This is a genomic window from Nonomuraea roseoviolacea subsp. carminata (genome assembly GCF_024172185.1).
GTDB lineage: Bacteria > Actinomycetota > Actinomycetes > Streptosporangiales > Streptosporangiaceae > Nonomuraea > Nonomuraea roseoviolacea.
In genome coordinates this window covers 862,118-884,997 of record NZ_JAMZEC010000001.1, presented here as the reverse complement: position 1 = coordinate 884,997, position 22,880 = coordinate 862,118, and the positions used below count along the sequence as shown (strand labels likewise).

The window sequence follows — 22,880 nt, the reverse complement described above, 5'->3', positions numbered from 1 at the left end:
GGGGGAGGATGTCAAAGGCGGACACGGGTGCCGAGGCCGTTCGCGCGAGCGCGAGTGTACGCACGCCAGGCCAGCGTCGCATCCTGGACCCCGAGGCCGTTGCTGTGGAACACCACCGTCTCCCCGTCGCCGGCCCGCGCCGGGTGGTCGCCGCGCAGCGCGGCGGCGAGCGGGCGCACCGCCGCGGCCTCCAGCACCCCGGCCTCGACCGCCGCCACGACCGGGCCGTTCGAGCGCAGCGCCTGCTCGGGCAGGTCGGCGTAGGTGCGGGCGGCGCGCGCCGAGCAGGCGAGGTCGATCTCGCGCCGGTCGGGCGCGTACGAGCCCATCGTCAGCACTGCCGTGCCCGCCCGCAGCCAGGCGCCCTCCACCACCGGGGTACGGCTGAGCGTGCAGGTGGCGACGGTGCCGCTGCGCTCGCACAGGTCCCGGGGGGAGGCGGCCACCTCGATCGGCAGGTCCGCGAGCCGCGGGTCGAGCCGGGCGGCCCCGCGCGCCCGCAGCCCGGGGCTCCACATGAGGAACCGCTCGACCGGCGTCAGCGCGGCCATCAGGCGCACGAACTCGGTCGCCTGGGCCCCGGCGCCGAGCACGCCGACGGTGTGCGGACGGCCGGGGGACAGGCCGGGGGACGAGGCGGGGGACAGGGCGGGGGACAGGGCGCGGGCGGCGGCGACCAGGCCGCCGGCGGTGCGCAGCGTGGTGATCGTCGTGCCGTTCAGCACGGCGACGGCCGCGCCGGTCTCCGGGTCGTGGACGGTGACCGTCGCGTGGACCGTGGGCAGGCCCCGCTCAGCGTTGGCCGGGTGCTGGGTGCCGGTCTTGAACACCACACCGGTCCCGGGTGCGGACAGCACGCCGGTCCCAGGTGCGGGCACCACACCGGTTCCAGGTGCGGGCACCATGCCGGTCCCGGGTGCGGACGGCACGCCGGTCTCCCCGGCGGCCACGGCCGCGTGGGCGAACGCCATGCCGTCCGGGGCGAACGTCGCGTGGTGGGTGTGCGCGGCGCGCACCCGCCCCGGCTCACCGGCCAGCAGGAACGCCCGCTCCTGGGTCGCCACCACCTCGGCGGCGTCCAGCGTGGCTCGGATGTCGGCGTCCGAGAGGATCAGCACGTCCACTACAGCACCCTCGACAGGAACGAGCGGGTGCGCTCGTGCTCCGGCGCGCCGAAGACGCGCTCCGGCGGGCCCGCCTCCACCACCCGGCCGCCGTCCATGAACACCACCTGGTCGGCGACGTCGCGGGCGAAGGCCATCTCGTGGGTGACCACGACCATGGTCATCCCGTCACGGGCCAGGTCGCGCATGACGTCGAGGACGTCGCCGACCAGCTCCGGGTCCAGCGCGGAGGTGGGCTCGTCGAAGAGCATGAGCGCGGGCCGCATGGCCAGCGAGCGGGCGATCGCGACGCGCTGCTGCTGGCCGCCGGACAGCGACTCGGGGAAGGCGCCGGCCTTGTCGGCCAGGCCCACCTTGGTCAGCAGCTCCATCGCCTGCTCCCCGGCCGTCCGGCGGTCCAGGCCGTTGACGACGACCGGGCCCTCGGTCACGTTGTCGATGACGCGGCGGTGGGGGAACAGGTGGAAGTTCTGGAAGACCATGCCCATCCGGCGGCGCTGGGCCGCGAGCTGGGAGGAGGTCATCTCGTGCAGGCCGTCGCCCTTCCAGCGGAAGCCGACCGGCTGTCCTTCGAGGTAGACGTACCCGCTGTCCGGCACCTCCAGCCGGTTGACGCAGCGCAGGAGGGTGCTCTTGCCGGAGCCCGAGGGGCCGATGACGCACAGCACCTGGCCGGCGTGCACGTCCAGGGACACCTCGCGCAACACCTGGTGCCGGCCGAACGCCTTGCCGACGTTCTCGACACGGAGCAGGGGGATCTCGGGCATCGCGCCTCACGCCTTTCCGAACGAGGGAAGGAAGCGCAGCCGTCTGCCGTCACCGGCCGCGCCCGCGGCGGCCCGGGTCAGCTTCATCCGCCGCTCCACCTGCTGCTGCGCGACGGTGAGCAGGGTGGTCAGCACGAGGTACCAGATGGTGGCCACGAGCAGGAGCGGGATCGTCCGATAGTTGCGGGAGTAGATCATCTGCGCGCTGTAGAGCAGGTCGGGCGTGGCCAGGACGCTGACCAGCGAGGTGAACTTCAGCATCGAGATGAGGTCGTTGCCGATCGGCGGGACGACGATCCGCAGCGCCTGGGGCAGCACGACCCGCCGCAGCACCTGGAAGCGGGACATCCCGACGACCAGCGCGGCCTCCGTCTGCCCCTTGGGCACCGCTTGGATGCCGGCGCGGATCATCTCGGCGGCGTACGCGCTCTCGGTGAGGGCGAGGCCGAGGATGGCCGCCGAGAACGACGAGACGACCGTGTTGGTGTCCCAGGAGGCGAGCGTGGGCCCGAACGGGACGCCCAGCTCGATCACCGGGATCAGCGTGGCCAGGTTGAACCAGAACACCATCTGCACCAGCGGCGGCACCCCCCGGAAGAACCACAGCCACAGCCAGCTCACGGAGCGGAACAGCGGGTTGGCCGACAGCCGCATCACCGCGAGGACCACGCCGAGGGCCAGGCCGAGCACCATGGCCAGCACGGTCAGCTCCAGGGTGGTGACCAGGCCGCCGAGGATCTCCCGGTCGAACAGGTACTCCAGAACCACCGACCAGCGCATGTTCTCGTTCGTCACCAGCAGCCGCGCGAACAGCGCGATCAGCAGGACGAGCACCGCCCCTCCGGCCCACCACCACGGGTGCCGCAGCGGCACCCTCCGCGCGCCCCCGGCGCTGCGGAACCCGCCGCCGTGGGCGGTCCCCTGTGCCGGGCTGCCGGCGTTCGTCATGGACGACTCCTCACGGTGATGGGGCGGGTCAGCCTTCGGGGTTGGCCTTGGTGATGAGGACGGCGGTCTTGAGGTCGCCCTCGCTGGTCACGCCCCAGTCGGAGCGGATCTTCGCGTACGTGCCGTCGTCGATGACGGCCTGCAGCGCCGCCTTGAGCGCGGGCCCGAGCGGGCTGTCCTTCTTCACGCCCAGCCCGTTGTAGACGGCGTTGACCAGCAGGGCCGAGGTCTCGAGCTGGCCGGTCTGCTTCGCGCTGTACTTGAGCTTGCCCGAGCCGGCGGCGACGAGCTGGACGCGGCCCGAGGTGACGGCCAGCTCGGCCGAGGGCTGGTCCTTGAACTGCTCGATCTTCATGGGCGTGGAGCCGCAGGTGCGCGGGTTGTGCTCGGTGAGGTACTTGTACTCCCAGGCCCCGGTGAGCACGGCCACGGACTTGCCGCACACGTCCTCGATCCGGGCGATGGTCAGCCCCGCCCCCTTCTTCCAGCCGAAGGCGGTGCCCTCCTTCTGCAGCGGGACGAAGTCGAGGCTCTCCAGCCGTTCGGGGGTGACCCCGAGGGAGGCTACGGCCACGTCGTAGCGGCCGTTGTCCAGACCCGGGATGATCATGTCGAAGCCGGTGGCCGTGTAGGTGAACGCGATGCCCATCTTGGCGGCCATGGCCTTGGCCAGCTCGACGCTCCAGCCCTTGATCTGGCCGCTCTCCACGTACTCCTCGGGCGCCCAGTCCCCGAAGACCGCGACCTTGGCGCTCTTGAGGTCCGGCGGGACGAGCTTGGCGACCGCGGGGTCGCCGGCGGGCTGAGCCGTTCCCTGTGCCTGGGCCGGCGCGCCCGCGGATCGCGCGGCGTCGCCGGACCCGCCGCCGCAGGCGGACAGGAGGAGCGCCGCGCACACCGGCAGCGCGATCAGGGCCACGCCCTTGCGGCCACCACTGATACCGGTCATGTCGATTCCTTTGCTACTGGGGGGTTTGTGCTGCTCGGAAGCCTTCGGGGTGTCGGGGAATGTCCGGGGTGAGCGGCGCGGCGTGCCCGAAGGCGCCGAGCGCGGTGCAGACCCGCGCGGCGTGCGCGGACGCGCGCCGCAGGGTCTCGCGCCCGCCCAGGCCGGCCGCGAGGCCGGTCAGGACGTGGGCGATGAAGGTGTCTCCCGCGCCGAGCGTGTCGACCACCTCGACCGGCACGGCCGGCTCCGCGAGCAGCTCGCGGCCGTCGAAGAGCCACGCGCCCGCCGCGCCGCGCGTCGCCAGGGCCACGCGGGCGCCGGTCGTGCGGGACGCGCGGTGGTGGGGCGGGCCGACGGCCCAGCGCAGCAGGTCGCCGGTCTCGGCCTCGCCGAGGTGCGAGGCCGAGAAGAAGGCGTAGGTGACGTACGGGATCAGCGCGGCGGCGTAGTCGTCGCCGGTGTGGGAGTCGAAGTCGAAGGAGAGCGGCACGCGCTCGGCCAGGGCCGGGAGCTGCTCCTCCAGGTCGGCCGAGTAGCTGGAGTGCGCCATGTCGTGGGCCGCGACGAACTCCATGTCCGCCTCGTCGAGCCGGAAGCGCGCCACCCCGCGGTCGTACGGGCCGAAGACGCGCTCGCCGCCGACGTTGACGACCGTGGCGTAGCCCGTCGGCCCAGCCGGGCGGCGCAGGCGCGAGACGTCCACGCCCTCCTCCCGCAGCGCGGCGGCGAGCCGGTCGCCGCGCTCGTCGCGCCCCGCCGAGCCGACGTAGGAGGCGCGCGCGCCGGCGCGGGCGGCGTGGACGGCCACGTTCACGCAGTTGCCGCCCGGGTACATCCGCCCCGCGTCGAGGTAGCAGTCGGTGATGTTGTCGCCGACGGCCGCGAGCCGCATCAGTACTCGACCCGCCACATGTAGCGGCGCTCGCTCAGCGGGCGGCCCGAGAACGCCTCGAAGTGCTGGGCCAGCCGGGCGGTGACGCAGCTCGCCATGACGAACGAGCCGACCGTGGCGCGCAGGTGCGCGGGCACCCCGGGCAGCGACAGCGAGGCGCCGTCGATGACGTGGTTGCGCTCGTTGTAACGCTCCAGGAAGGAGATGGCGCGCGCGCCCATCGGCCGGGTGGCGTCCTCGCCGAGCAGCACGATCACCGGCACCGTGCCGTCGACGACCTCGAACGCGCCGTGCAGGAACTCGCCCGAGCCGGTGGCCACCGCGTGCTTGGTCTGCATCTCCTGCAGGTAGCAGGCGGCGAAGGTCTGGGCCGCGCCCTCCAGGGGGCCCGAGCCGAGCACGTACACGCACGGCTCGTCCACGCAGGCCGCCGCGATGTCGCGCAGCCGCTCGTCCAGCTCGCGCACCGAGGTCTCGAACGCCTCCGAGCAGGAGCGGAACACGGCCAGCGCCTCGTCGTAGTCGCCGGCCACGCCCTGCGCCCGCAGCAGCGCGTACGCGATGAGCCCCTGCAGCACCTGCTTGGCCTCGACGCTGCGGTGCAGGACGACGTCCTCGGCCTCCTTGGCGACGAGGCTGTCCGGGTCCTTGGTGACGAGCAGCACCGGCGCGCCGGCCTCGCGGGCGAAGCGCACAGCCCGGGCGGTCTCGGGGGTGCCGCCGTTGGTGCTGCTCGCGATCACGACCGAGCCGGGGCCGAGGGCGGCCGGGCGGCGCAGCATGAACTCGTCGGCGTTGAGGGCGACCACGGGGATCGGGGAGCGTTCGAGGAGGAAGCGCATGGCGCCGAACATGAACAGCGATCCGCCGCAGCCCACGAGGTAGATCACCCGGGTGGCCGGGGTGAGCGCCTTGTCGACGAACGCGGTCACCTGGGCCTCGATTTCAGGCGTCACCGCCGCGTCCAGATCGGCCCGGAAGGTCTCCGATATCGCTCCGAGCGGACGGACGGGCGTGCGGACCTGCGACATTCTGCGCTCCAATGTGAGATCGATCTCAGATTGGGGTAGATGATGCCTCTCGCGGAGCGGGCGCGTCAAGGCTTGGCCGCGGTTGAGGCGGACGATTCGCGCCCGTGGTCGTGTCTCCGTTCCCTGTGGAGGGACCGACCCGTGCGCGCGGCCACGTCTCCGCGGCCTCAAGACGGACCGGCCCGCCGCGCCTAAGGTGATCACATGATCGATGAGGCGACCCTGCGCCGCGCCGCCGTGACCGGTGAGGCGCTCCGCCCGCTCGACGGCGACGACAACGGCGACGACGACGGCGCCGCCCACGGTGACGGCAACGGCGGCGCCCTCGTCGTGACCGGCGGCCTGCTGCGCGAGCTGTTCCGGCGCGACCCGCAGGACCTCGATCCCCGCGGCCTGACCCTGGAGGGCTTCCGCGTGGAGGGCGGCCTCGACCTGCGCGGCATGCAGGTCCCCTTCCCGCTGCGGTTCGTGGGCTGCGCGTTCGACCGGCCGCTCGACCTCGACGGCGCCGAGCTGCACGCGCTGGTGCTGGACGGGTGCGACGTCCCCGGCATCCTGGCCAACGGGCTGCGCGTGCGTCGCGATCTCGACCTGTCCCGCTCCCGCGTCCGCGGCGACCTGTGGACCTCGGCCAGCACCTCGTGCAGCGCCGCGGTGTGGCTGTGCGAGTCGGAGATCGGCGGGCGGCTGCTGTGCGTGGACACCGTCATCGACGGCGCGGTCCGCGCGGTGCAGGCCGACCGGATGCGGGTGGGCGGGACGATCCGGCTGCTGCACGGGTTCGAGGCGCGCGGCGGCATCCGGCTCATCGGCGCGGACGTGGCGGGCTCGCTCGACCTCACCGGCGCCCGTCTCATGAACGGGCTGACCCTCGGCGACGCGACGATCGGCGGCAGCGTCTTCGTCATCGCCGACCAGACGGGCCGCCGCCCGCTCATCCGGGGCCGCCTCGACCTGGGCAACGCGCGGATCGCCGGCCAGCTCCTGATCCGCGACGCCGACCTGGAGCCGGCCGGGGCCGTGACCGGCACCGGTTACAGCAGCCGGCGCCGCGCCGGCACCGCGGTCAGCGCGCCCGGCCTCGTGGTGAACGGCGATGTCAGCATCGAGGGGGAGTGCCGGATCGGCGGCGGCGTCGACCTGTCCATGGGGACGTACAGCACCATCCGGATCCACGAGGGCACGGCGATCGCCGCCGGAGGAGAACGGGCGCTCGACCTGACCAACGCCGAACTCCGCTCCAGCCTCGTCCTGGCCGAAGGGGTGGCCGTCGAGGGAACGCTGCGACTGGCGGGCGCGCACATCAGGGGCGACCTCGTCCTGAGGAGCACCCGGTGGAGCCGGCCGGAGGACCGCACGCTCGTCGCGGCGCAGGGCTCGACCATCGACGGCAACGTGGACCTGCGCCGGGTGGAGACACGTGGCGGACGGATCATCTTCCGCTCCGCGACGATAGGCACCGCATTGGACGCCCACGGCGCCAGGCTGTGCGACCCCGGGCATGAGGCGCTCTCCCTGCGCCAGGCCATGGTCAGGGGATCGGTCCTGCTCGCCGGGGGATTCACCGCCGAGGGCTCCGTCCTGCTGGACCGGGCCGTCATCGAAGGGCGGCTCGACTGCGCGGGCGGCACGTTCGGCGACCTCACGGGCGTGTCGGCGACCGCGCGCGGCGGCATGGACCTGCACTGGGCGACCGCTCCGGACTCGGTGGACCTCACGGGCGCGATCACCACCGTGCTCGCCGACGATCCCGCCACGTGGCCGCGCCGCTCGGCCATCGCGGGCTTCGTGTACGACCGGTTCGACGGCTCCTGGGACTGGCGGACCCGCCGCGACTGGCTGCGCGGGATGGAGCCCTTCGACGCGGGCCCGTACGAGCAGGCGGCCAGGGTCTACCGCCAGCACGGCCGGCCGGTGGAGGCCGAGCGGCTGCTCATGGAACAGCGCAGGCACGCCAGGCAGGCCCGGCCGCCTGGCGCGCGCACGCCGGGCCGTCTCCTGCGCGACCTGCGGGACGTCCTGTACGGGGTGACGGTCGGCTACGGCTACCGCCCGGGACGTACGCTGTGGCTGCTCGGCGCGCTGCTGGCCCTGGTCGGGACGCTGGTGGCGATCCCGGCGGCGCAGGCGACGTTACGGGCCACGGACCCCCGCGGCAACGTGTACGCGGTGGACGGCCGCCTGGTCACCGTGGACGAGACCAAGCAGGCGGCCGACGCCAGCGCCACCCGGTCCCGCGCCGCGCCCCGCCCGGGGCCGTGCGGCGACGGCCAGGTCCGCTGCTTCGACCCCGTCTTCTACACGATCGACACCGTGGTCCCGCTGATCTCGCTGGGGCAGCGCGCCGTCTGGTACCCGGAGACGCGCACCACGGCCGGCCGGGTGACCTCGGCGCTGCTGAACGTGGCGAGCGTGCTCGGCTGGCTGCTGTCGACGGTCGTGGTCCTCTCCTTCGCCAGGCTCGCCCGCCCGGCGTGACCGGCCAGGCCACTCGATTCTGAGTTACAGGGCGACGTTCCATCTCCCGGAACATCTCCGTGAAGTGCCCGAAAAGCCTGCTGGCGACCGGTACGGGACAGCGCGGCGTCCGCTGTGGCCGCCCCTGAGGGTCGGCCCCCGATACTTGACATGCTCTGAGCCTCGGTGATCTGCTGTCACCTGCATCGGAACATCATTCCATAATACGGAACAGGAGCTCCATGGAACAGCCGCATGCGATCGCCGGCGGGCCGCGGTGAAGGCCCTCGTCTTCACCGCGCCCGGTGTCGTGGAGCCGCGCGACATCCCCGAACCCGACGTCGGCCCGGGCGAGGTGCTCGTCCACGTGGTCACGTCCGGCATCTGCGGCAGCGAGCTGCACGGCGTCAGAACCCCGGGCTTCCGGGTGCCGCCCCTGGTGATGGGGCACGAGTTCGCCGGGCGCACCGACGACGGGCGGGCGGTGGCGGTCAACCCGATCCTGTCCTGCGGCACCTGCGACGTCTGCGCGGCCGGGCTGCGCAACGTGTGCCGCAACCGGCGGATGATCGGCGTGCACCGGCCCGGCGGGTTCGCCGAGCGCGTCGCGGTGCCCGCGGGCGCCGTGGTGCCGCTGCCCGGCGGGCTCGGCTGGACCGCCGCGGGCGTCGTCGAGCCCGCCGCCAACGCCGTGCACGCCTGGCGGCTGGCCGGGCGCCCGTCCGGGGCGCGGATCGGCGTGCTCGGAGCCGGCGCCATCGGGCTGACCTGCCTGCAGGTCGCGCTCTCCGGCGGCGCCGCCTCCGTCGAGGTCGCCGACCGCTCGCCGGAACGGCTCGCCATCGCCTCCCGGCTCGGCGCCGCCACCACGGGCCCCGAGCTGACCGGCGAGTACGACGTGGTGTTCGACGCGGCCGGCGTCGCCGCCACGCGCGAGCAGTCGCTGGCCCGCCTGCGCCCCGGCGGCACGGCCGTCTGGCTCGGCCTGGCCGACACCGTGGCCGGCTACGACGCCCGCGACCTGGTACGCGGCGAGAAGCGCGTGCTCGGCTCCTTCGCCTACGACGACGCCGACTTCGCCGGCGCGCTCGGCCTGGTCTCCGGCTGGGACCTGAGCTGGGTCGAGACCTTCCCCCTGGCCGAGGGCGCGGAGGTGTTCACGGCGCTCATGAACGGCGCCGTCGCGCCCATCAAGGCCCTGCTCACCCCGCAAGGGAGGTAGGAGACCATGGCCCGCATCGTCCTCGTCGGCGCCGGCAGCATCACCTTCGCCAAGAACCTCCTGTCCGACCTGCTGACCTTCCCCGAGCTGTCGGACTCGACGATCGTCCTGCACGACATCGACCAGGCCCGGCTCGACACCGCCGAGGCCATGGCCCGGTGGATGGTCGCCGAGCTGGGCATCGGCGCGCGGATCGAGGCCCACGCCGAGCGCCGGGCCGCGGTCGCGGAAGGGATCAGGCGTGGGTGACGCGGACCTGCCCCTCTCCCGCTACCGGCCGGTGTCGCAGCTCAGGGTCGCGGTCCACGAGGTACGGCGGGCCCACGTGCCCGCCGTCGACGCCCACATCCACCTCGGCCGCTGGCTGACCGAGGACGGCGGCTGGATGGTCCGGGACGTCCCGGCCCTCGTCGGCCTCATGGACGAGCTGAACCTGCGCGGCATGGTCAACCTGGACGGCCGCTGGGGCAGGGAACTGGCCGAGAACATCGAGCGCTACGACGCCGCCCACCCCGGCCGCTTCGCCACCTTCTGCCACGTCGACTGGTCGCAGGCGGCCGAGCCCGGCTTCGGCGAGCGGCTGGCCGCCCAGCTCACCCGGTCCGTGGCCGAGGGCGCCGCCGGGCTGAAGGTGTGGAAGGACGTGGGCCTGCGGGTCCGCGACCACCGCGGCGAGCTGGTCATGCTCGACGACCCGCGGCTCGACCCGCTGTGGGCGGCCGTCGGCGCGGCCGGCGTCCCGATCGCCCTGCACACCGCCGACCCGGTCGCCTTCTTCGAGCCGGCCGACGAGCGCAACGAACGCCTCGAACAACTCACCGCCCGGCCCGACTGGAACTTCTCCGGACCCGGGTTCCCGCCGTTCGAGCGGCTGATGGAGGCCCTGGAGGCGATGGTCGCCCGGCACCCGGCCACCACGGTGATCGGCGTCCACGCGGGCTGCTGGCCGGAGAACCTCGGCTTCGCGAGCCGGATGCTGGACACGTACCCGAACTTCCACATCGACATCGCGGCCCGCGTCGCCGAGCTGGGACGCCAGCCCCGCGCCACGCGCGCCCTCATGCTCCGCCACCCCGGCCGGGTGCTGTTCGGCACCGACGAGATCCCGCCCGACCCGGACGTCTACCGGATCCACTTCCGGTTCATGGAGACCGCCGACGAGGCGTTCGCGCACTCCCTGGAGGACCCGCCGCTGATGGGCCGCTGGACGATCTCCGGTCTCGGCCTGCCGGACGACGTCCTGGAACGTGTCTTCGCCGCCAACGCGCTCGCGCTCGTGCCGCGGCTGGCATGACGGCCAGGGCCGGCCCGCGCGCTGGCGCGGGCCGGCCACCGGCTCACCGGCAGGGCGCGTACGGCTTGTCGAACAGGGAGTAGTCCTCGGGCTTCTTGAGCGAGTTGAACTTCAGCGTCTTCGACTTGGCGCAGAAGCTCGACGGCGCCGTCGCGTACTCGACGTGGAAGACGGGCTTGCCGGCCTTGACGAAGACGCTCAGCTCGGAGCACTCGTCGAACTGGAAGCACTCCTCGTTGACGGCGTAGTCGAAGGAGGACACGAGCTCCTCGGCCTGGCTGAGGTCGTTCTTCAGCGCCACGGACAGGCCCTTGCCGTGGGCGATGGCGGCCAGCGCCTTGTTGAAGGTGAGCTGGGTGGCGGGGCTGACGGTCCAGCCGGTGACGGACTTGCCCTCCTCGTGCGCGTTGACCACGTCGAACTCGACGCCGTCGAAGCCGGCCTGCGCGCACTTGTCGACGCGGGCCGCCATCATCTTCAGCAGGAAGTCACGCTGGCCCTTGTCGTTGTTGATGTTCGCCCAGCGCTCGTTGGGGAACTCGTCGCTGAACGGCTTGCCCAGCAGGGACTTGCCGTGCGCGTTGTGCCAGTCGACGAACTCCTGGTAGTCGGGGCGGAAGTCCTCGATCGAGCCGGCGTCGACGTAGCAGATGGCCTTGGCGCCCTTGGCGTGGATCGCCTTGACGGCCGCCGTGTTGAGCGTCGTGTTGTTGCCGGCGACCTCCGCGGCGGCGTACAGGTCGATGTCGAAGACGCTCGGCCGCACGCACGCCCCGCCGCTCTGCGGCACCCCGCAGATGTCGACGTTGACGCCGCCGGTCGAGGCGTAGGTCTTGCTGCCCTGGAGCTGGTACTGCCAGCGGCTGTCCACCGGCGGCCGCCAGATCCCCGCCGTCGTCGACGGCGACGTGGCCGTCGCGGCCTGGGACGGGGCCTGGAGGCCGAGCGCGGCGGCCGGAACGAGGGCCGTGACCGCGGTGAACCGGGTTAAGATCGTGCGGAGGCTGACCACCACGTCACCTTTCTATCACGTCGTATTCCATAATGCGGAATGGAGTTCCGGTAACAAGCAAAGCGAGGATCGCGCGGCGTTGTCAACCGGAACGCCGAAACCCCGTCCCCGGTCCCGGTCGGCCGTCCCGGCGCGGGGCGGCTCCTGGAGCGATCCAGGGGGACGGGTGATCGGGACGTCTTCTGGTGCGCTGACGTGCCGAAACGCCGCGACCCACGCCGCGCGGGGCGGCATGGGTCGCGGGGCCCGTCCCGGCCGTCAGAAAGTGGCCGTGGGAAGCGGCCGGGAGCCGGCCGCGGGGAGTGGCCGCGACGTGACGGCCGGGACGGGTCGTGCCGTCATGCTCATGACGTGACGGCGGGGAAGCGGCTGGGTCGGTCAGGAGGTGGCGGTGGGGAAGCGGCGGGGTCGGTCAGGAGGTGGCGGTGGCGGAGGTGCTCGGCTCCGCGCTGGGCGGCGTGCTCGACGGCGGGGAGCTGGGCGCGGGCGAGGAGGCCGGCGGCTCGCCGGGCCACCGGTGGTCGCCGCCGTGCCGGCGACCGTCCCGGCCCCCGGGGAACGGCCGGCCGGGCCGGCCCTGCCCGTCGCACAGGGACACGTCGCGCACCGTCACGGCGGTGGCCTTCCCGCCGTCCACCTTGGCCATGACCATGACCTTCGCCCCGGTCTTCACCGCGGCGATGCCCTCGTCGCGGTTGACCCGGGTCCCGGCGTCGACCGTGTACTCCTTGGTGTAGCCGTCCTCACTCTTGACCGTGACCGAGTCCTGGTCGACGGCCGTGACGTCGCCGTACTGGGTGGCGACGGTCGTGTACGCGCCCTCGCCGTCGGGCACGACGAACTCGCCGTGCAGGGCGGGGCCGCCGAAGCCCATCCGGTGACCCCAGCGCCGGCCCTGTCCCGGCCCCTGGTCGGACGGGGTGGCGGACGGGCTCGCGGTCGGCGCCGCGGTGTCGGTGGCCGTGGGGGACGGCGGGGCGGGGGAGAGCGCCACCGTAAACGCCGCCGACGCCCTCCCATTCCCTTTTCTTCCTCTCTTTGCTGCATCATAGGGAGCGAAAGAGAAGGTTGAAGCCTGATGGAGGCCCACCATGCGTGACGACGTCTTCCTCTGCGACCCCGGCGGGACGCCCCTGCGCGACACCTCCGACCTGATGGACATCCTCGGCGAGGCCGCCTGGGGCGGGGCCCGCTGGGTCGCGCTGCCGGTCGCCCGCCTGCACGACGACTTCTTCAGCCTGCGCACCGGTGTGGCCGGCGAGATCGCGCAGAAGTTCGTCAACTACCGGGTCGGCCTCGCGATCGTGGGCGACGTCTCCCGGCACGTCGCCGCCAGCACCGCGTTCCGCGACTGGGTGCGCGAGTCCGACCGGGGGCGGCACGTCTGGTTCGTCCGCGACCTGGCGGAGCTGGAGGCGCGCCTGGCCGACGGGTGAGATCGTCGTAGGACGGGTGCCGGCGCGGCTACGTGCCGGCGAGGCGCGCGCGGGTGCGGGCCGGCGCCGACGGGGGGATCGCGGCGAGGACGTCGGCCAGCGTCACCCCGGCCAGGCTGGCCCGCCACGCGGCGTGCGCGTCGGCCATCTTCTCGGCGAGGACGCACGTGCGCCGGCAGTCCTCGGGCGGCAGCGCCCCCCGGCCGCGCTGGCGGATCTCCCGGCACTCGTACGGCGGCGACGTGCCGTCCACGGCCTCGACGATGTCCAGCAGCGTGATCTCCGAAGCCGCCCGCGCGAGCCTGAACCCGCCGCGCGGCCCCGTCGTCGCGGCCAGCGCCCCGGCCTTGACCAGGGCCTGCAACTGCTTGGCGAGATAGGGCGCCGGGAGGTCGTAGTACAGCGCGAGCTGCGCGGTCGACGCGGTGGCTCCCGGTTCGAGCTGCGCCAGGGTCGTGGCGCAGTGCAGCACCCACTCCGTGCTCACAGGCAGTTTCACGCCCCCCAGCATATCGGAGACATTGTGGACCTATATAGTCCGTGATAGCGTCCAGCCGAGACAGAGGAGAGATCATCATGCGGATCGCAGTCGCCGGCGCGACCGGCAACATCGGTGCCCTGACCGTCGCCGCCCTCGAAGGGCAGGGCCACGAGGTCGTGCGCGTCAGCCGTTCCCTCGGCGTGGACCTGCTGACCGGCGAGGGGCTCGACGACGCCCTCGCCGGCGTCGAGGCGGTGATCGACGTCACCAACGGCCCGGCGTCCGACGTGGCCGAGACCGTGGCGTACTTCGGCGCCGCCACGCGCAACCTGCTCGCCGCCGAGGAGCGGGCCGGCGTCCGCCACCACGTGCTGCTCTCGATCGTCGGCATCCACAAGGTCACGGGCAACGCCCACTACGCCGGCAAGCGGGAGCAGGAGCGCCTGGTGGCCGAGGGGCCGGTGCCGTGGACGATCGTCCCGGCCACGCAGTTCCACGACTTCGCCGCGATGGTGGCCAGCTGGACCGAGCAGGACGGCGTCGCCACCATCGCGCCGCTGCTCGTGCAGCCGATCGCGCCCGCCGACGTGGCCGGCGTCCTCGCCGGGATCGCGACGGGCGAGCCCCGGGGCCGGTACGCCGACGTGGCCGGGCCCGAGCCGCAGGACCTCGTCGACATGGCGCGGCGCACCCACCAGGCGCTCGGGCGCGCGGTGAAGCTGGTGCCGACCTGGTCCGGGCTGTTCGGTGAGGCGATGGCGGGCAACGTGCTGCTGCCCGGCGAGGGCGCCCACATCGCGCCCACGACGTTCGACGAGTGGCTCGCGACCCAGCGCCGGGACGGCTGACCCCGGCCCGGGGTCTCACGTGAGCTGGTGGAGCGCGGTGATGACCTGGTGGCCGACGGGCGTGGTGAAGTCGCGCACCATGTCCGAGGCGACGCCGGCCACCGAGGTCACCACGCCGCCCGCGGCCTCGATCTGCCGCAGGGCGGCCTGCTCGGTGCGGGGCGTCATGCCGCCGCACGCGTCCACCGGCACCTGGACGGACAGGCCGTGCGCGAGCGCGTCGAGGGCGGTGCGCAGCACCACGATCTCCGTGGTCACGCCGCAGATCACCAGGGTGCGGCGGCCGTGGGCCAGGACGGCCTCGCGCCACGCGGCGTCGTCCCAGCAGGAGGGGCCGGTGCGCACGTACGGCTCGGCCTCGGGCACCTCCTCGATCACCCCTGGACCGCCCGGCCGGGGCGCGACCGAGACGGTGAACGGGATGTCGAGCACCGGGGCCAGCGCCCCCAGCACCCCGGCGGCGCGGCGCAGGGAGGGGGCGGGGTTGGTGGCGCCGGCCGGGACGATCGCGTCCTGGAGGTCGGCGAAGACGAACTGCACGGTGGTGGCGTCAAGCATGATTCACGTTCCAAATCGTTCAGAAGCTGAATGATGAAGAGACGGTAGCATTGCCACCATGAACGCCGTCAAGCTCACCTCGACGCTCACCTTCCGGCTCGGCACGCTCGGGGCCGTGCTGACCGACCGGTTCACGGCGCGCCTGGCGGCCCACGACCTCAAGCCCAAGCACGTGGGACTGCTGGCGGTGCTCGACTCCGGGGTGGCGGCCTCCCAGCTCGACGTCGCCAAGATCATGAGCGTGGCGCCCAGTCTGGTGGTCTCGCTCGCCGACCGGCTGGAGGAGCTGGGGGCGGTGCGGCGCGAGCGCGACCCGTCCGACCGGCGCCGGCAGATCCTCACGCTGACGGCCGAGGGGCGCGACCTGCTGGCCGAGTGCGCGCGGGCGGCGGCCGAGCTCGACGCGGAGCTCTTGGAGGGGCTCGACCAGGAGGGGGCGGAGACGCTGCGCGTCACTCTGAGCACGCTCGCCCGCCGCACCGGCCTCCCCGCCGACTGACCTCCCGCCTCTCACGAGGCGCCCGTTCATGAGGCCCGCCCGCTTACGGGGTCCGTCCGCTCAAGAGGCTCGTCGGGCGCCTGTGATCAGGGCTCGACGGGGTGGAACGCCGCACGCAGGCCCGCCGGCGCGAGGCGGCCGCAGAACGCGGGCTCCGCGGCGGCCGCGTCCGGCGCGCGTACGTGGAAGCGCCGGGCGATGTGGGACGCCGCGAGGGTGAGCTGGCGCAGCGCCGCCGCCGCGCCCAGGCAGCGCCGGGGGCCGGAGCCGAACGGCAGGTACGTGCCGGGCGCGGGCCGCACGGCGGGCCACCGGGACGGGTCGAAGACGTCCGGGTCGGGCCACCAGCGCGGGTCGCGGTGGATCAGGTACGGGATGGACAGCACCTCGTCCCCCGGACGCAACCGCCACCGGCCGAAGTCGACGGCGGCGCACGCGACCCGCGTCATCGTCCACGCGGGCGGGCACAGCCGCAGGACCTCATGGACGACCGCCTCGGCCAGCGGCAGCCGCGCCCGCGGACACCCCGCCCCGTCTGTTCCCCTGCCCGGCCCCGGCCGCCCGCCTCCGCCCGGCCGCTCGCCTCCGCCCGGCCGCTCGGCTTCGTCCAGTCGGGCGGCTTCGTGCGCGAGGGCGGCGGTCAGGTCGGGGCGCATCGCGAGCTCGCGGACCACGGAGGTCAGCGCCGCCGCGGGCACCCCGTGCCCGCCGATCAGCACGGTCCACAGCGCGGACGTCACCGCCCCGTCGCTCATCGCCGGACCCGCCGCGAGCAGGACGTCCAGCAGGTCCCGGGGCGGCGTGAGGGCGGCCCCGGCGCGTCGTCGCGCGCGCACCAGCCCGGTCAGGGTCTCGGACGTACGGCGATGGACGCGGAAGAACCGGCGGTTGCGCGGCGACGGGATCCACGCGGGAAGCTGGTAGCCCGCGTCCTCGAACGGCAGCAGCGCCGCGTTGACGGCCGCCAGCAGGTCCGGGACGCCCGCCGCGTCCTCGCCGAGGCACAGCTCGGCCACGGCCCGCCCGGCGACGTCGAGCATCAGCGGCAGCACCTCGGCCTCGCGGCCCGCCGTCCGGTCCAGCACGTCGTCCAGGATCGCGACGAACCGCCCGTCCATGCCCGTGACCATCGGCGCGGCGTCGGCCACGGCGGGACGCAGCACGCGGCGCGCCCGCATCCACGGGCGGGCCGCCTCACCCGCGTCGCCCGGAGCAGACGACCCGGCGAACGGCGCCGGCTCCGTGACGTAGTCCCGGTTGGTGGCGGTCAGGACCTGGTGGGCGAGTCGCGGATCAACGGTGAAGACGATCCGCTCGTCGAAGGAGAACACGTCGCCGTAGTCACGGTGATGACGGCGCAGGAAGCCGGCGCGGTCCTTCTCGTACGCGGCGGCGTTGCCCATCAGCCAGTGGCCGCGAGGCCCCGGCGGGCGTGCCGGGTCCAACCGGCGGGTGCTGCTTACTTGCCGCCGCCGTGGTACGGCCAGTACGGGTACTTGCCGCTGACGCGGACCTTGCCGACAAGACGGGCGGCAACGTGACGCAACAGTCGCACGACTCCCTCACCATCCTCGCTGGCCTTGCTGGTCGAAAGGACAACGTGACTATCCATCACGTTTTTCTCCCGGTCAATGCCTGAGATCCCCGGACCGGGCGCACCCCGTCAGGAGAGAACGCGGCAAGTCATGAATCGGCCGTTGACCTGCGAAGACGTCCCGCTGCCTATCGTGAGACCGGGGCGGGCCGGAGGCGGCCCACGGTGACAGGCCGGCGGAGGACGTGATGACGGATGCGGGCGAGGCCGAGGCGTTGAAGCGGCGCCTGGGACGCGTAGGGGTCTGGAACAGCACGCTGAGCGGGCAAGCCGCCTCGGTGGGGCGCGAGGTGGCCGCCCACATCGAGAGCCTGGGCTACGGTGCGCTCTGGATCGGGGAGACCCCGACCGGCAAGGAGGTGCTGACCCACGCGTCCATCCTGCTCGGCGCGACGCATCGGCTGACGGTCGCCACCGGGATCGCCAACATCTGGGCCCGCGACGCCGTCGCGACCGCCAACGGCGCGAACACCCTCGCGGAGGCGTCCGGCGGACGGTTCGTGCTCGGTCTGGGGGTCAGCCACGCGCCCACGGTGTCGGCGAGAGGCCACGACTACCGCAGGCCGTTCGCGGCGATGAACGCCTACCTCGACGCCATGGACGCCGCGGAGTACGGCGGCCCGCTGCCGGAACCGCCGCCGCGGCTGCTGGCCGCGCTCCGGCCCAGGATGCTGGAGCTCGCCGCCCGGCGCGCCCAGGGCGCGCATCCCTACTTCGTCACCCCCGACCACACCGCCCGCGCCCGCGAGGTCCTCGGCGCGGGCCCGGTGCTGGCGCCGGAGCAGACCGTGGTGCTCGACACGGACCCGGAGCGGGCGCGGGGGATCGCCCGCCGGTTCATGGCGCTCTACCTGGGCCTGCCGAACTACGCCAACAACCTGCGCGACCTGGGCTGGTCCGAGGAGGACGTGTCCGGCGGCGGCAGCGACGCGCTGGTCGACGCCATCGTGGTGTGGGGCGAGCCGGACACCGTGATCGGGCGCGTACGGGAGCACCTCGACGCAGGAGCGGACCACGTCTGCGTCCAGCCGCTCGCCGACACCCCCCGGGGCCTGCTGGAACATCTGCGCGTCCTGGCCTCGGCCGGACTCGTCGCGGCCTGAACCGCCGGGCAGGGCGCGGAGCCCTTAGGGTCCATGGCATGACGGACGAGCGGACAGATCCGATACAGGCCGCCATCGCCGGGGAGCTCCGGCTTCTCGACCGCCCGACATCGTCCACCTGACCTACGTCAGCGACAACGCCGGGCGCCGCGCCCGCCGCAGCTCCGTGTGGCGCCGGTCCGGGGACGGCTGGCGGGTGTACTTCCACCAGGGGACCCTGAGCTCACTCTGAGCGGCCTTCGCCAGTCCGCGCCGGCTCGCCACCGAGTCATAACACTGCGTCATAACGGGGCGAGAGGGTTAAATAGGTTGAGCGAGTGAGTACTCGCTCATTAAGCTCACCCGCATGACCAAGAGGCGAAGGGTGCCCGCGATGGCGCCCGAGGACCGCCGCGCCGCGCTGATCGCCGCCACGATCCCGCTGCTGCGCGAGCACGGCACCGCGGTCTCCACCCGCCAGATCGCCGAGGCCGCGGGCGTGGCCGAGGGCACGATCTTCGGCGTCTTCCCCGACAAGGTCTCGCTGCTGCGCGCGGCGGTGATGAGCGCGTTCGACCCGCAACCGGCGGTGGACGCGATCACGGCCGTCGGCACGCGGCTCGAACTGCGCGCCCGGCTTCGTCAGGTGGTCAGGACGATGCGGGCGGGGATGATGGCCAACGCCAAGCTCATGACCACACCCAGAGAGCTGATGGCCGACGACGCGGAGTTCCTGGAGCGGATGGGCGAGAGGCGGGGCCGGATCCAGAGCGCGCTCGCCGCCATCATCGAACCCGACCGCGACCGGCTGCGCCGTTCCCCTGAGGCCACGGCGCAACTGCTGATGATGCTGACCACGGTGAGTGTGTTCCGCGGTGGCTTCGGCCACGGCGACGAGTTCAACGACATGGACGACGACGAGATCGTCTCCGTGCTGCTCGACGGGCTGCTCGTACGGCCCTCCCCACCCCCGGATCCCTCCACAGAAAGCGCCCCGTGATGCTGCTGCGGCTCCTGCGGGCCCGGCTCAGGCCGTACGGGAAGGAGATCACGCTCGTGGTCCTCTTCCAGTTCGTGCAGACGCTGGCCACGCTCTACCTCCCCACCCTGAACGCCGACATCATCGACGACGGCGTCATCAAGGGCGACACCGGCTACATCGCCCGCGTCGGGCTGGTGATGCTCGGGGTGACGCTCGTCCAGATCGTCTGCTCGATCGTGGCCGTGTACTACGGCGCGCGCACCTCGATGGCCCTCGGCAGGGACCTGCGGGCCGCGATCTTCCACCGGGTGCAGGAATTCTCCGCCCAGGAGGTCAACCGGTTCGGCGCGCCGTCCCTGATCACCCGCACCACCAACGACGTGCAGCAGGTCCAGTTGCTCGTGCTGATGACGCTCACGATGATGGTGGCCGCTCCGATCATGTGCGTCGGCGGCATCGTGCTGGCGCTGCGCCAGGACACGGCGCTGTCGTCGCTGCTGCTCGTCGTGCTGCCCGTGATGATCGTCCTGGTGGGCGTGATCGTTATGCGGATGCGCCCGCTCTTCCGCACGATGCAGGAGCGCATCGACCGGATCAACCAGGTGCTGCGCGAGCAGATCACCGGCATCCGGGTCATCCGGGCCTTCGTCCGCGACCGGCACGAGCGCGAGCGCTTCGGCGTGGCCAACGACCGGCTGACCGACGTGTCGCTGCGGGTCGGCCGGCTGATGGCGCTGATGTTCCCCTCGGTGATGCTGGTGGTGAACGTCTCCAGCGTCGCCGTGGTGTGGTTCGGCGGCCACCGCATCGCCGACGGCACCATGGAGGTGGGCGCGCTGACCGCGGTGATCTCCTACCTCATGCAGATCCTCATGTCGGTGATGATGGCGACGTTCATGTTCATGATGATCCCCCGGGCCGAGGTGTGCGCCGAGCGCATCGAGGAGGTGTTCGGCGCCGAGCCGACCGTCGCCCCGCCGGCCGCTCCCGTCACCCCGAGCACCCGGATCGGCGAGCTGGAACTGCGGTCCGTGGACTTCCGTTACCCGGGCGCCGAGGAGCCGGTGCTGTGCGGCGTGAGCTTCACGGCGCGGCCGGGCCGTACCATCGCGATCATCGGCAGCACGGGCAGCGGCAAGACGACGCTGCTCAACCTCATCCCGCGCCTGTTCGACGCGACCGCCGGCGAGGTGCGGGTCGACGGGGTCGACGTGCGCGACCTCGACCCGGCCGCGCTCTCCCGCGCGGTCGGCCTGGTCCCGCAGACGCCCTACCTGTTCTCCGGCACGGTCGCCTCCAACCTCCGGTACGGCCGGCCGGACGCCACCGACGAGGAGCTGTGGCGGGCCCTGGAGGTGGCCCAGGCCCGGGAGTTCGTCGAGGCGATGCCCGGCGGCCTGGACGAGCCGATCTCCCAGGGCGGCACGAACGTCTCCGGCGGCCAGCGCCAGCGCCTGGCCATCGCCAGGGCCCTGGTGCACCGGCCCGAGATCTACCTGTTCGACGACTCCTTCTCCGCCCTCGACTACGCGACCGACGCCCGGCTGCGCGCCGCGCTGGCCGAGGAGATCACCGACGCCACGATCGTCATCGTGGCCCAGCGGGTGAACACGATCCGCGACGCCGACCGCATCCTCGTGCTCGACGACGGCCGGGTGGTGGGCAGCGGCGACCACGCCAAGCTCATGGCCGGCTGCCCGACGTACCGCGAGATCGTGCTGTCCCAGCTCACCGAACAGGAGGCCGCGGCATGACGAACCAGGCGCCCCCGCGCCGGCCCCAGCCCGGCTTCGGGCCGGCCCGGATGATGTCCGGGCCCGCCGAGAAGGCCCTCGACTTCGGCGGCTCCCTGCGCCGCCTGCTGCGGCTGCTGCGCCCCGAGCGCGCACTGCTGGCCGTCGTCCTGGCCCTCGGGACGACCAGCGTCGCCCTGACCGTGACCGGCCCCAAGATCCTCGGCCACGCCACGGACCTGATCTTCTCCGGCATCATCGGGGCCCGCCTGCCCGCGGGGATCACCAAGGACCAGGCCGTGGCCGGGCTGCGCGCCCGGGGCCAGGGCACGTTCGCCGACATGGTCGCGTCGATGAACGTGGTGCCCGGCCACGGCATCGACTTCACCGCGCTCGCCCAGGTGCTGGGCTGGGTGCTGGCGATCTACCTGCTGGCGGCGCTGCTCGGGATCGTCCAGTTCCGGCTGACCACGACCGTCGTGCAGCGGGCGGCGTCCCGGCTGCGCCGGCTGATCGAGGAGAAGCTGGCGCGGCTGCCGCTGAGCTACTTCGACGGCCAGCCGCGCGGCGAGATCCTCAGCCGCGCCACCAACGACACCGACAACATCGCGCAGACGCTGCAGCAGACGATGAGCCAGCTCATCTCGTCGGTGCTGACGGTCGTGGCGGTGCTGGTGATGATGTTCTGGATCTCGCCGGTCCTGGCGCTCATCGCGCTGGTCACGGTGCCGGTGTCGGTGTACGTGACCGCGGCGGTCGGCAAGCGCTCGCAGCCGCAGTTCGTCAAGCAGTGGTCCTCGACGGGCAAGCTCAACGGCCACATCGAGGAGATGTACGGCGGCCACACGCTGGTCAAGGTGTTCGGCCGGCAGCAGGAGGCCGCCGAGACCTTCGAGCGGCACAACGAGGCCCTGTTCGCCTCCAGTTTCCGCGCCCAGTTCATCTCCGGGATCATCCAGCCGGCGATGATGTTCATCGGCAACGTCAACTACGTGCTGGTGGCCGTGGTCGGCGGGCTCAAGGTGGCCTCGGGCTCCATCTCGCTGGGCGACGTGCAGGCGTTCATCCAGTACTCCCGGCAGTTCAGCCAGCCGCTGACCCAGGTGGCCGGCATGGCGAACCTGGTGCAGTCGGGCGTCGCCTCGGCCGAGCGGGTCTTCGAGCTGCTGGAGGCGCCGGAGCAGTCGCCGGACCCGGCCGCGCCCGCCCGTCCCGAGCGGGCCAGGGGGCGTGTGGCGTTCGAGAACGTGTCCTTCCGCTACGCGCCGGACCGGCCGCTGATCGAGAACCTGTCGCTGACCGTCGAACCCGGCCAGACCGTGGCCATCGTCGGCCCCACCGGCGCGGGCAAGACCACCCTGGTCAACCTCATCATGCGCTTCTACGAGGTGACCGGCGGCCGGATCACGCTCGACGGCGTCGACATCGCCGAGATGTCCCGGGAGGAGCTGCGCGCCCAGATCGGCATGGTGCTGCAGGACGCCTGGCTGTTCGGCGGCACGATCGCGGAGAACATCGGCTACGGCGCGGAGGGCGCCACGCGTGAGCGGATCGAGGCCGCCGCGCGGGCCGCCCACGTGGACCGCGTCGCGCACACGCTGCCCGACGGCTACGACACGATGATCGACGAGGAGGGCGCGACGGTCAGCGCGGGCGAGAAGCAGCTCATCACGATCGCCCGGGCGTTCCTGTCCGAGCCGGCGATCCTCATCCTGGACGAGGCCACCAGCTCGGTCGACACCCGTACCGAGGTGCTCATCCAGCGGGCGATGAGCTCGCTGCGCGAGGGCCGCACCAGCTTCGTGATCGCCCACCGGCTGTCCACGATCCGCGACGCCAGCCTGATCCTGGTCATGGAGAACGGGCGGATCGTCGAGCAGGGCACGCACGAGTCGCTGCTGGAGGCCGACGGCGCCTACGCCCGGCTGTACTCCGCCCAGTTCGCCCAGGCGGTCGCCGAGGTGGACTAGC

General features: G+C 72.9%; 22 protein-coding genes. 11 read left to right on the top strand and 11 right to left on the bottom strand.

What is annotated here, in order from left to right; translation table 11 throughout:
* Positions 1-11: 11 nt before the first annotated feature.
* Genes HD595_RS04090 through HD595_RS04065 form a run of 6 tightly spaced genes read right to left on the bottom strand, consistent with a single transcriptional unit; the run spans position 12 to position 5,711 of the window.
* Positions 12-1,124: an ornithine cyclodeaminase family protein gene (locus HD595_RS04090; protein ID WP_253765719.1), complete on the bottom strand. Its 1,113-nt coding sequence runs from the start codon at positions 1,122-1,124 to the stop codon at positions 12-14.
* Complete coding sequence (locus tag HD595_RS04085) at positions 1,124-1,891, bottom strand: amino acid ABC transporter ATP-binding protein (RefSeq protein ID WP_301309439.1); 768 nt, start codon at positions 1,889-1,891, stop codon at positions 1,124-1,126. The genes HD595_RS04090 and HD595_RS04085 overlap by 1 nt, the downstream gene beginning before the upstream one ends.
* 6 nt (positions 1,892-1,897) lie before the next feature.
* A complete protein-coding gene (locus HD595_RS04080) occupies positions 1,898-2,839 on the bottom strand; it encodes an amino acid ABC transporter permease (protein WP_253765717.1) in 942 nt (313 codons plus the stop codon).
* Positions 2,840-2,867: 28 nt separating this feature from the next.
* Positions 2,868-3,788: a transporter substrate-binding domain-containing protein gene (locus HD595_RS04075; protein ID WP_253765714.1), complete on the bottom strand. Its 921-nt coding sequence runs from the start codon at positions 3,786-3,788 to the stop codon at positions 2,868-2,870.
* A 13-nt stretch (positions 3,789-3,801) separates the two neighbouring features.
* Positions 3,802-4,680 carry a PfkB family carbohydrate kinase gene (locus tag HD595_RS04070; protein ID WP_253765712.1) on the bottom strand — a complete coding sequence of 293 codons (879 nt, stop codon included), beginning with the start codon at positions 4,678-4,680 and terminating at the stop codon, positions 3,802-3,804.
* A complete protein-coding gene (locus tag HD595_RS04065; protein WP_253765709.1) occupies positions 4,680-5,711 on the bottom strand; it encodes an SIS domain-containing protein in 1,032 nt (343 codons plus the stop codon). The genes HD595_RS04070 and HD595_RS04065 overlap by 1 nt, the downstream gene beginning before the upstream one ends.
* Positions 5,712-5,915: 204 nt before the next feature.
* Here HD595_RS04065 and HD595_RS04060 point away from each other — a divergent pair, with 204 nt between their 5' ends.
* From HD595_RS04060 to HD595_RS04045, 4 genes are all read left to right on the top strand, one after another.
* Positions 5,916-8,189 (top strand): hypothetical protein, encoded by a 2,274-nt coding sequence (locus HD595_RS04060; RefSeq protein ID WP_253765707.1) that lies wholly within the window; start codon positions 5,916-5,918, stop codon positions 8,187-8,189.
* Positions 8,190-8,445: 256 nt separating this feature from the next.
* Entirely contained in the window at positions 8,446-9,390 is a 945-nt protein-coding gene (locus tag HD595_RS46585) for a zinc-binding dehydrogenase (RefSeq protein WP_253765704.1), read from the top strand.
* Between the two features lie 6 nt (positions 9,391-9,396).
* Entirely contained in the window at positions 9,397-9,639 is a 243-nt protein-coding gene (locus HD595_RS04050) for a family 4 glycosyl hydrolase (protein ID WP_253765702.1), read from the top strand.
* A complete protein-coding gene (locus HD595_RS04045; protein ID WP_253765700.1) occupies positions 9,632-10,684 on the top strand; it encodes an amidohydrolase family protein in 1,053 nt (350 codons plus the stop codon). Before HD595_RS04050 ends, HD595_RS04045 begins: the two co-directional genes overlap by 8 nt.
* Before the next feature lie 43 nt (positions 10,685-10,727).
* On the opposite strand, the gene HD595_RS04040 is transcribed toward HD595_RS04045, so the two are convergent.
* Entirely contained in the window at positions 10,728-11,699 is a 972-nt protein-coding gene (locus HD595_RS04040; protein WP_253765698.1) for an endo alpha-1,4 polygalactosaminidase, read from the bottom strand.
* A 409-nt stretch (positions 11,700-12,108) separates the two neighbouring features.
* Entirely contained in the window at positions 12,109-12,690 is a 582-nt protein-coding gene (locus HD595_RS04035) for a hypothetical protein (RefSeq protein WP_253765696.1), read from the bottom strand.
* Positions 12,691-12,787: 97 nt separating this feature from the next.
* On the opposite strand from HD595_RS04035, the gene HD595_RS04030 reads away from it, so the two are divergent.
* On the top strand, positions 12,788-13,132 hold the full coding sequence (locus HD595_RS04030) for a DUF4180 domain-containing protein (protein ID WP_253765694.1): 345 nt from the start codon (positions 12,788-12,790) through the stop codon (positions 13,130-13,132).
* A 28-nt stretch (positions 13,133-13,160) separates the two neighbouring features.
* Here the strand turns inward: HD595_RS04030 and HD595_RS04025 are convergent, their stop codons facing one another.
* Positions 13,161-13,631 (bottom strand): RrF2 family transcriptional regulator, encoded by a 471-nt coding sequence (locus HD595_RS04025; RefSeq protein ID WP_253765692.1) that lies wholly within the window; start codon positions 13,629-13,631, stop codon positions 13,161-13,163.
* A gap of 77 nt (positions 13,632-13,708) precedes the next feature.
* On the opposite strand from HD595_RS04025, the gene HD595_RS04020 reads away from it, so the two are divergent.
* Positions 13,709-14,461: an SDR family oxidoreductase gene (locus HD595_RS04020; protein WP_253765690.1), complete on the top strand. Its 753-nt coding sequence runs from the start codon at positions 13,709-13,711 to the stop codon at positions 14,459-14,461.
* Between the two features lie 15 nt (positions 14,462-14,476).
* On the opposite strand, the gene HD595_RS04015 is transcribed toward HD595_RS04020, so the two are convergent.
* Complete coding sequence (locus tag HD595_RS04015; RefSeq protein WP_253765688.1) at positions 14,477-15,019, bottom strand: isochorismatase family protein; 543 nt, start codon at positions 15,017-15,019, stop codon at positions 14,477-14,479.
* Positions 15,020-15,077: 58 nt separating this feature from the next.
* On the opposite strand from HD595_RS04015, the gene HD595_RS04010 reads away from it, so the two are divergent.
* Positions 15,078-15,518, top strand: coding sequence for a MarR family winged helix-turn-helix transcriptional regulator (locus HD595_RS04010; RefSeq protein ID WP_253765686.1), 441 nt, complete (start codon positions 15,078-15,080; stop codon positions 15,516-15,518).
* An 86-nt stretch (positions 15,519-15,604) separates the two neighbouring features.
* Here HD595_RS04010 and HD595_RS04005 read toward each other — a convergent pair whose 3' ends face one another.
* A complete protein-coding gene (locus HD595_RS04005) occupies positions 15,605-16,963 on the bottom strand; it encodes a cytochrome P450 (RefSeq protein ID WP_253765684.1) in 1,359 nt (452 codons plus the stop codon).
* Positions 16,964-17,300: 337 nt separating this feature from the next.
* Between HD595_RS04005 and HD595_RS04000 the strand changes: the two genes are divergently transcribed.
* From HD595_RS04000 to HD595_RS03985, 4 genes are all read left to right on the top strand, one after another.
* Positions 17,301-18,215 carry an LLM class F420-dependent oxidoreductase gene (locus HD595_RS04000; protein WP_253765682.1) on the top strand — a complete coding sequence of 305 codons (915 nt, stop codon included), beginning with the start codon at positions 17,301-17,303 and terminating at the stop codon, positions 18,213-18,215.
* 346 nt (positions 18,216-18,561) lie between these two features.
* Positions 18,562-19,194 (top strand): TetR/AcrR family transcriptional regulator, encoded by a 633-nt coding sequence (locus HD595_RS03995; protein WP_253765680.1) that lies wholly within the window; start codon positions 18,562-18,564, stop codon positions 19,192-19,194.
* The gene (locus tag HD595_RS03990) at positions 19,194-20,930 is read left to right on the top strand and encodes an ABC transporter ATP-binding protein (RefSeq protein ID WP_253781047.1); all 1,737 of its coding nucleotides are present in this window, start codon (positions 19,194-19,196) and stop codon (positions 20,928-20,930) included. Before HD595_RS03995 ends, HD595_RS03990 begins: the two co-directional genes overlap by 1 nt.
* Positions 20,927-22,879, top strand: a complete 1,953-nt coding sequence (locus tag HD595_RS03985; protein WP_301309438.1) for an ABC transporter ATP-binding protein — start codon at positions 20,927-20,929, stop codon at positions 22,877-22,879. The genes HD595_RS03990 and HD595_RS03985 overlap by 4 nt, the downstream gene beginning before the upstream one ends.
* Position 22,880: the final 1 nt, after the last annotated feature.

Bases quoted from the DNA above. Each gene is read 5' to 3' on its own strand.
- HD595_RS04085 (WP_301309439.1), bottom strand. From the start codon at position 1,891: ATGCCCGAGATCCCCCTGCTCCGTGTCGAGAACGTCGGCAAGGCGTTC.
- HD595_RS04080 (WP_253765717.1), bottom strand. From the start codon at position 2,839: ATGACGAACGCCGGCAGCCCGGCACAGGGGACCGCCCACGGCGGCGGG.
- HD595_RS04075 (WP_253765714.1), bottom strand. From the start codon at position 3,788: ATGACCGGTATCAGTGGTGGCCGCAAGGGCGTGGCCCTGATCGCGCTG.
- HD595_RS04070 (WP_253765712.1), bottom strand. From the start codon at position 4,680: ATGCGGCTCGCGGCCGTCGGCGACAACATCACCGACTGCTACCTCGAC.
- HD595_RS04065 (WP_253765709.1), bottom strand. From the start codon at position 5,711: ATGTCGCAGGTCCGCACGCCCGTCCGTCCGCTCGGAGCGATATCGGAG.
- HD595_RS04060 (WP_253765707.1), top strand. From the start codon at position 5,916: ATGATCGATGAGGCGACCCTGCGCCGCGCCGCCGTGACCGGTGAGGCG.
- HD595_RS04050 (WP_253765702.1), top strand. From the start codon at position 9,397: ATGGCCCGCATCGTCCTCGTCGGCGCCGGCAGCATCACCTTCGCCAAG.
- HD595_RS04030 (WP_253765694.1), top strand. From the start codon at position 12,788: ATGCGTGACGACGTCTTCCTCTGCGACCCCGGCGGGACGCCCCTGCGC.
- HD595_RS04020 (WP_253765690.1), top strand. From the start codon at position 13,709: ATGCGGATCGCAGTCGCCGGCGCGACCGGCAACATCGGTGCCCTGACC.
- HD595_RS04015 (WP_253765688.1), bottom strand. From the start codon at position 15,019: ATGCTTGACGCCACCACCGTGCAGTTCGTCTTCGCCGACCTCCAGGAC.
- HD595_RS04010 (WP_253765686.1), top strand. From the start codon at position 15,078: ATGAACGCCGTCAAGCTCACCTCGACGCTCACCTTCCGGCTCGGCACG.
- HD595_RS04000 (WP_253765682.1), top strand. From the start codon at position 17,301: ATGACGGATGCGGGCGAGGCCGAGGCGTTGAAGCGGCGCCTGGGACGC.
- HD595_RS03995 (WP_253765680.1), top strand. From the start codon at position 18,562: ATGACCAAGAGGCGAAGGGTGCCCGCGATGGCGCCCGAGGACCGCCGC.
- HD595_RS03990 (WP_253781047.1), top strand. From the start codon at position 19,194: ATGCTGCTGCGGCTCCTGCGGGCCCGGCTCAGGCCGTACGGGAAGGAG.
- HD595_RS03985 (WP_301309438.1), top strand. From the start codon at position 20,927: ATGACGAACCAGGCGCCCCCGCGCCGGCCCCAGCCCGGCTTCGGGCCG.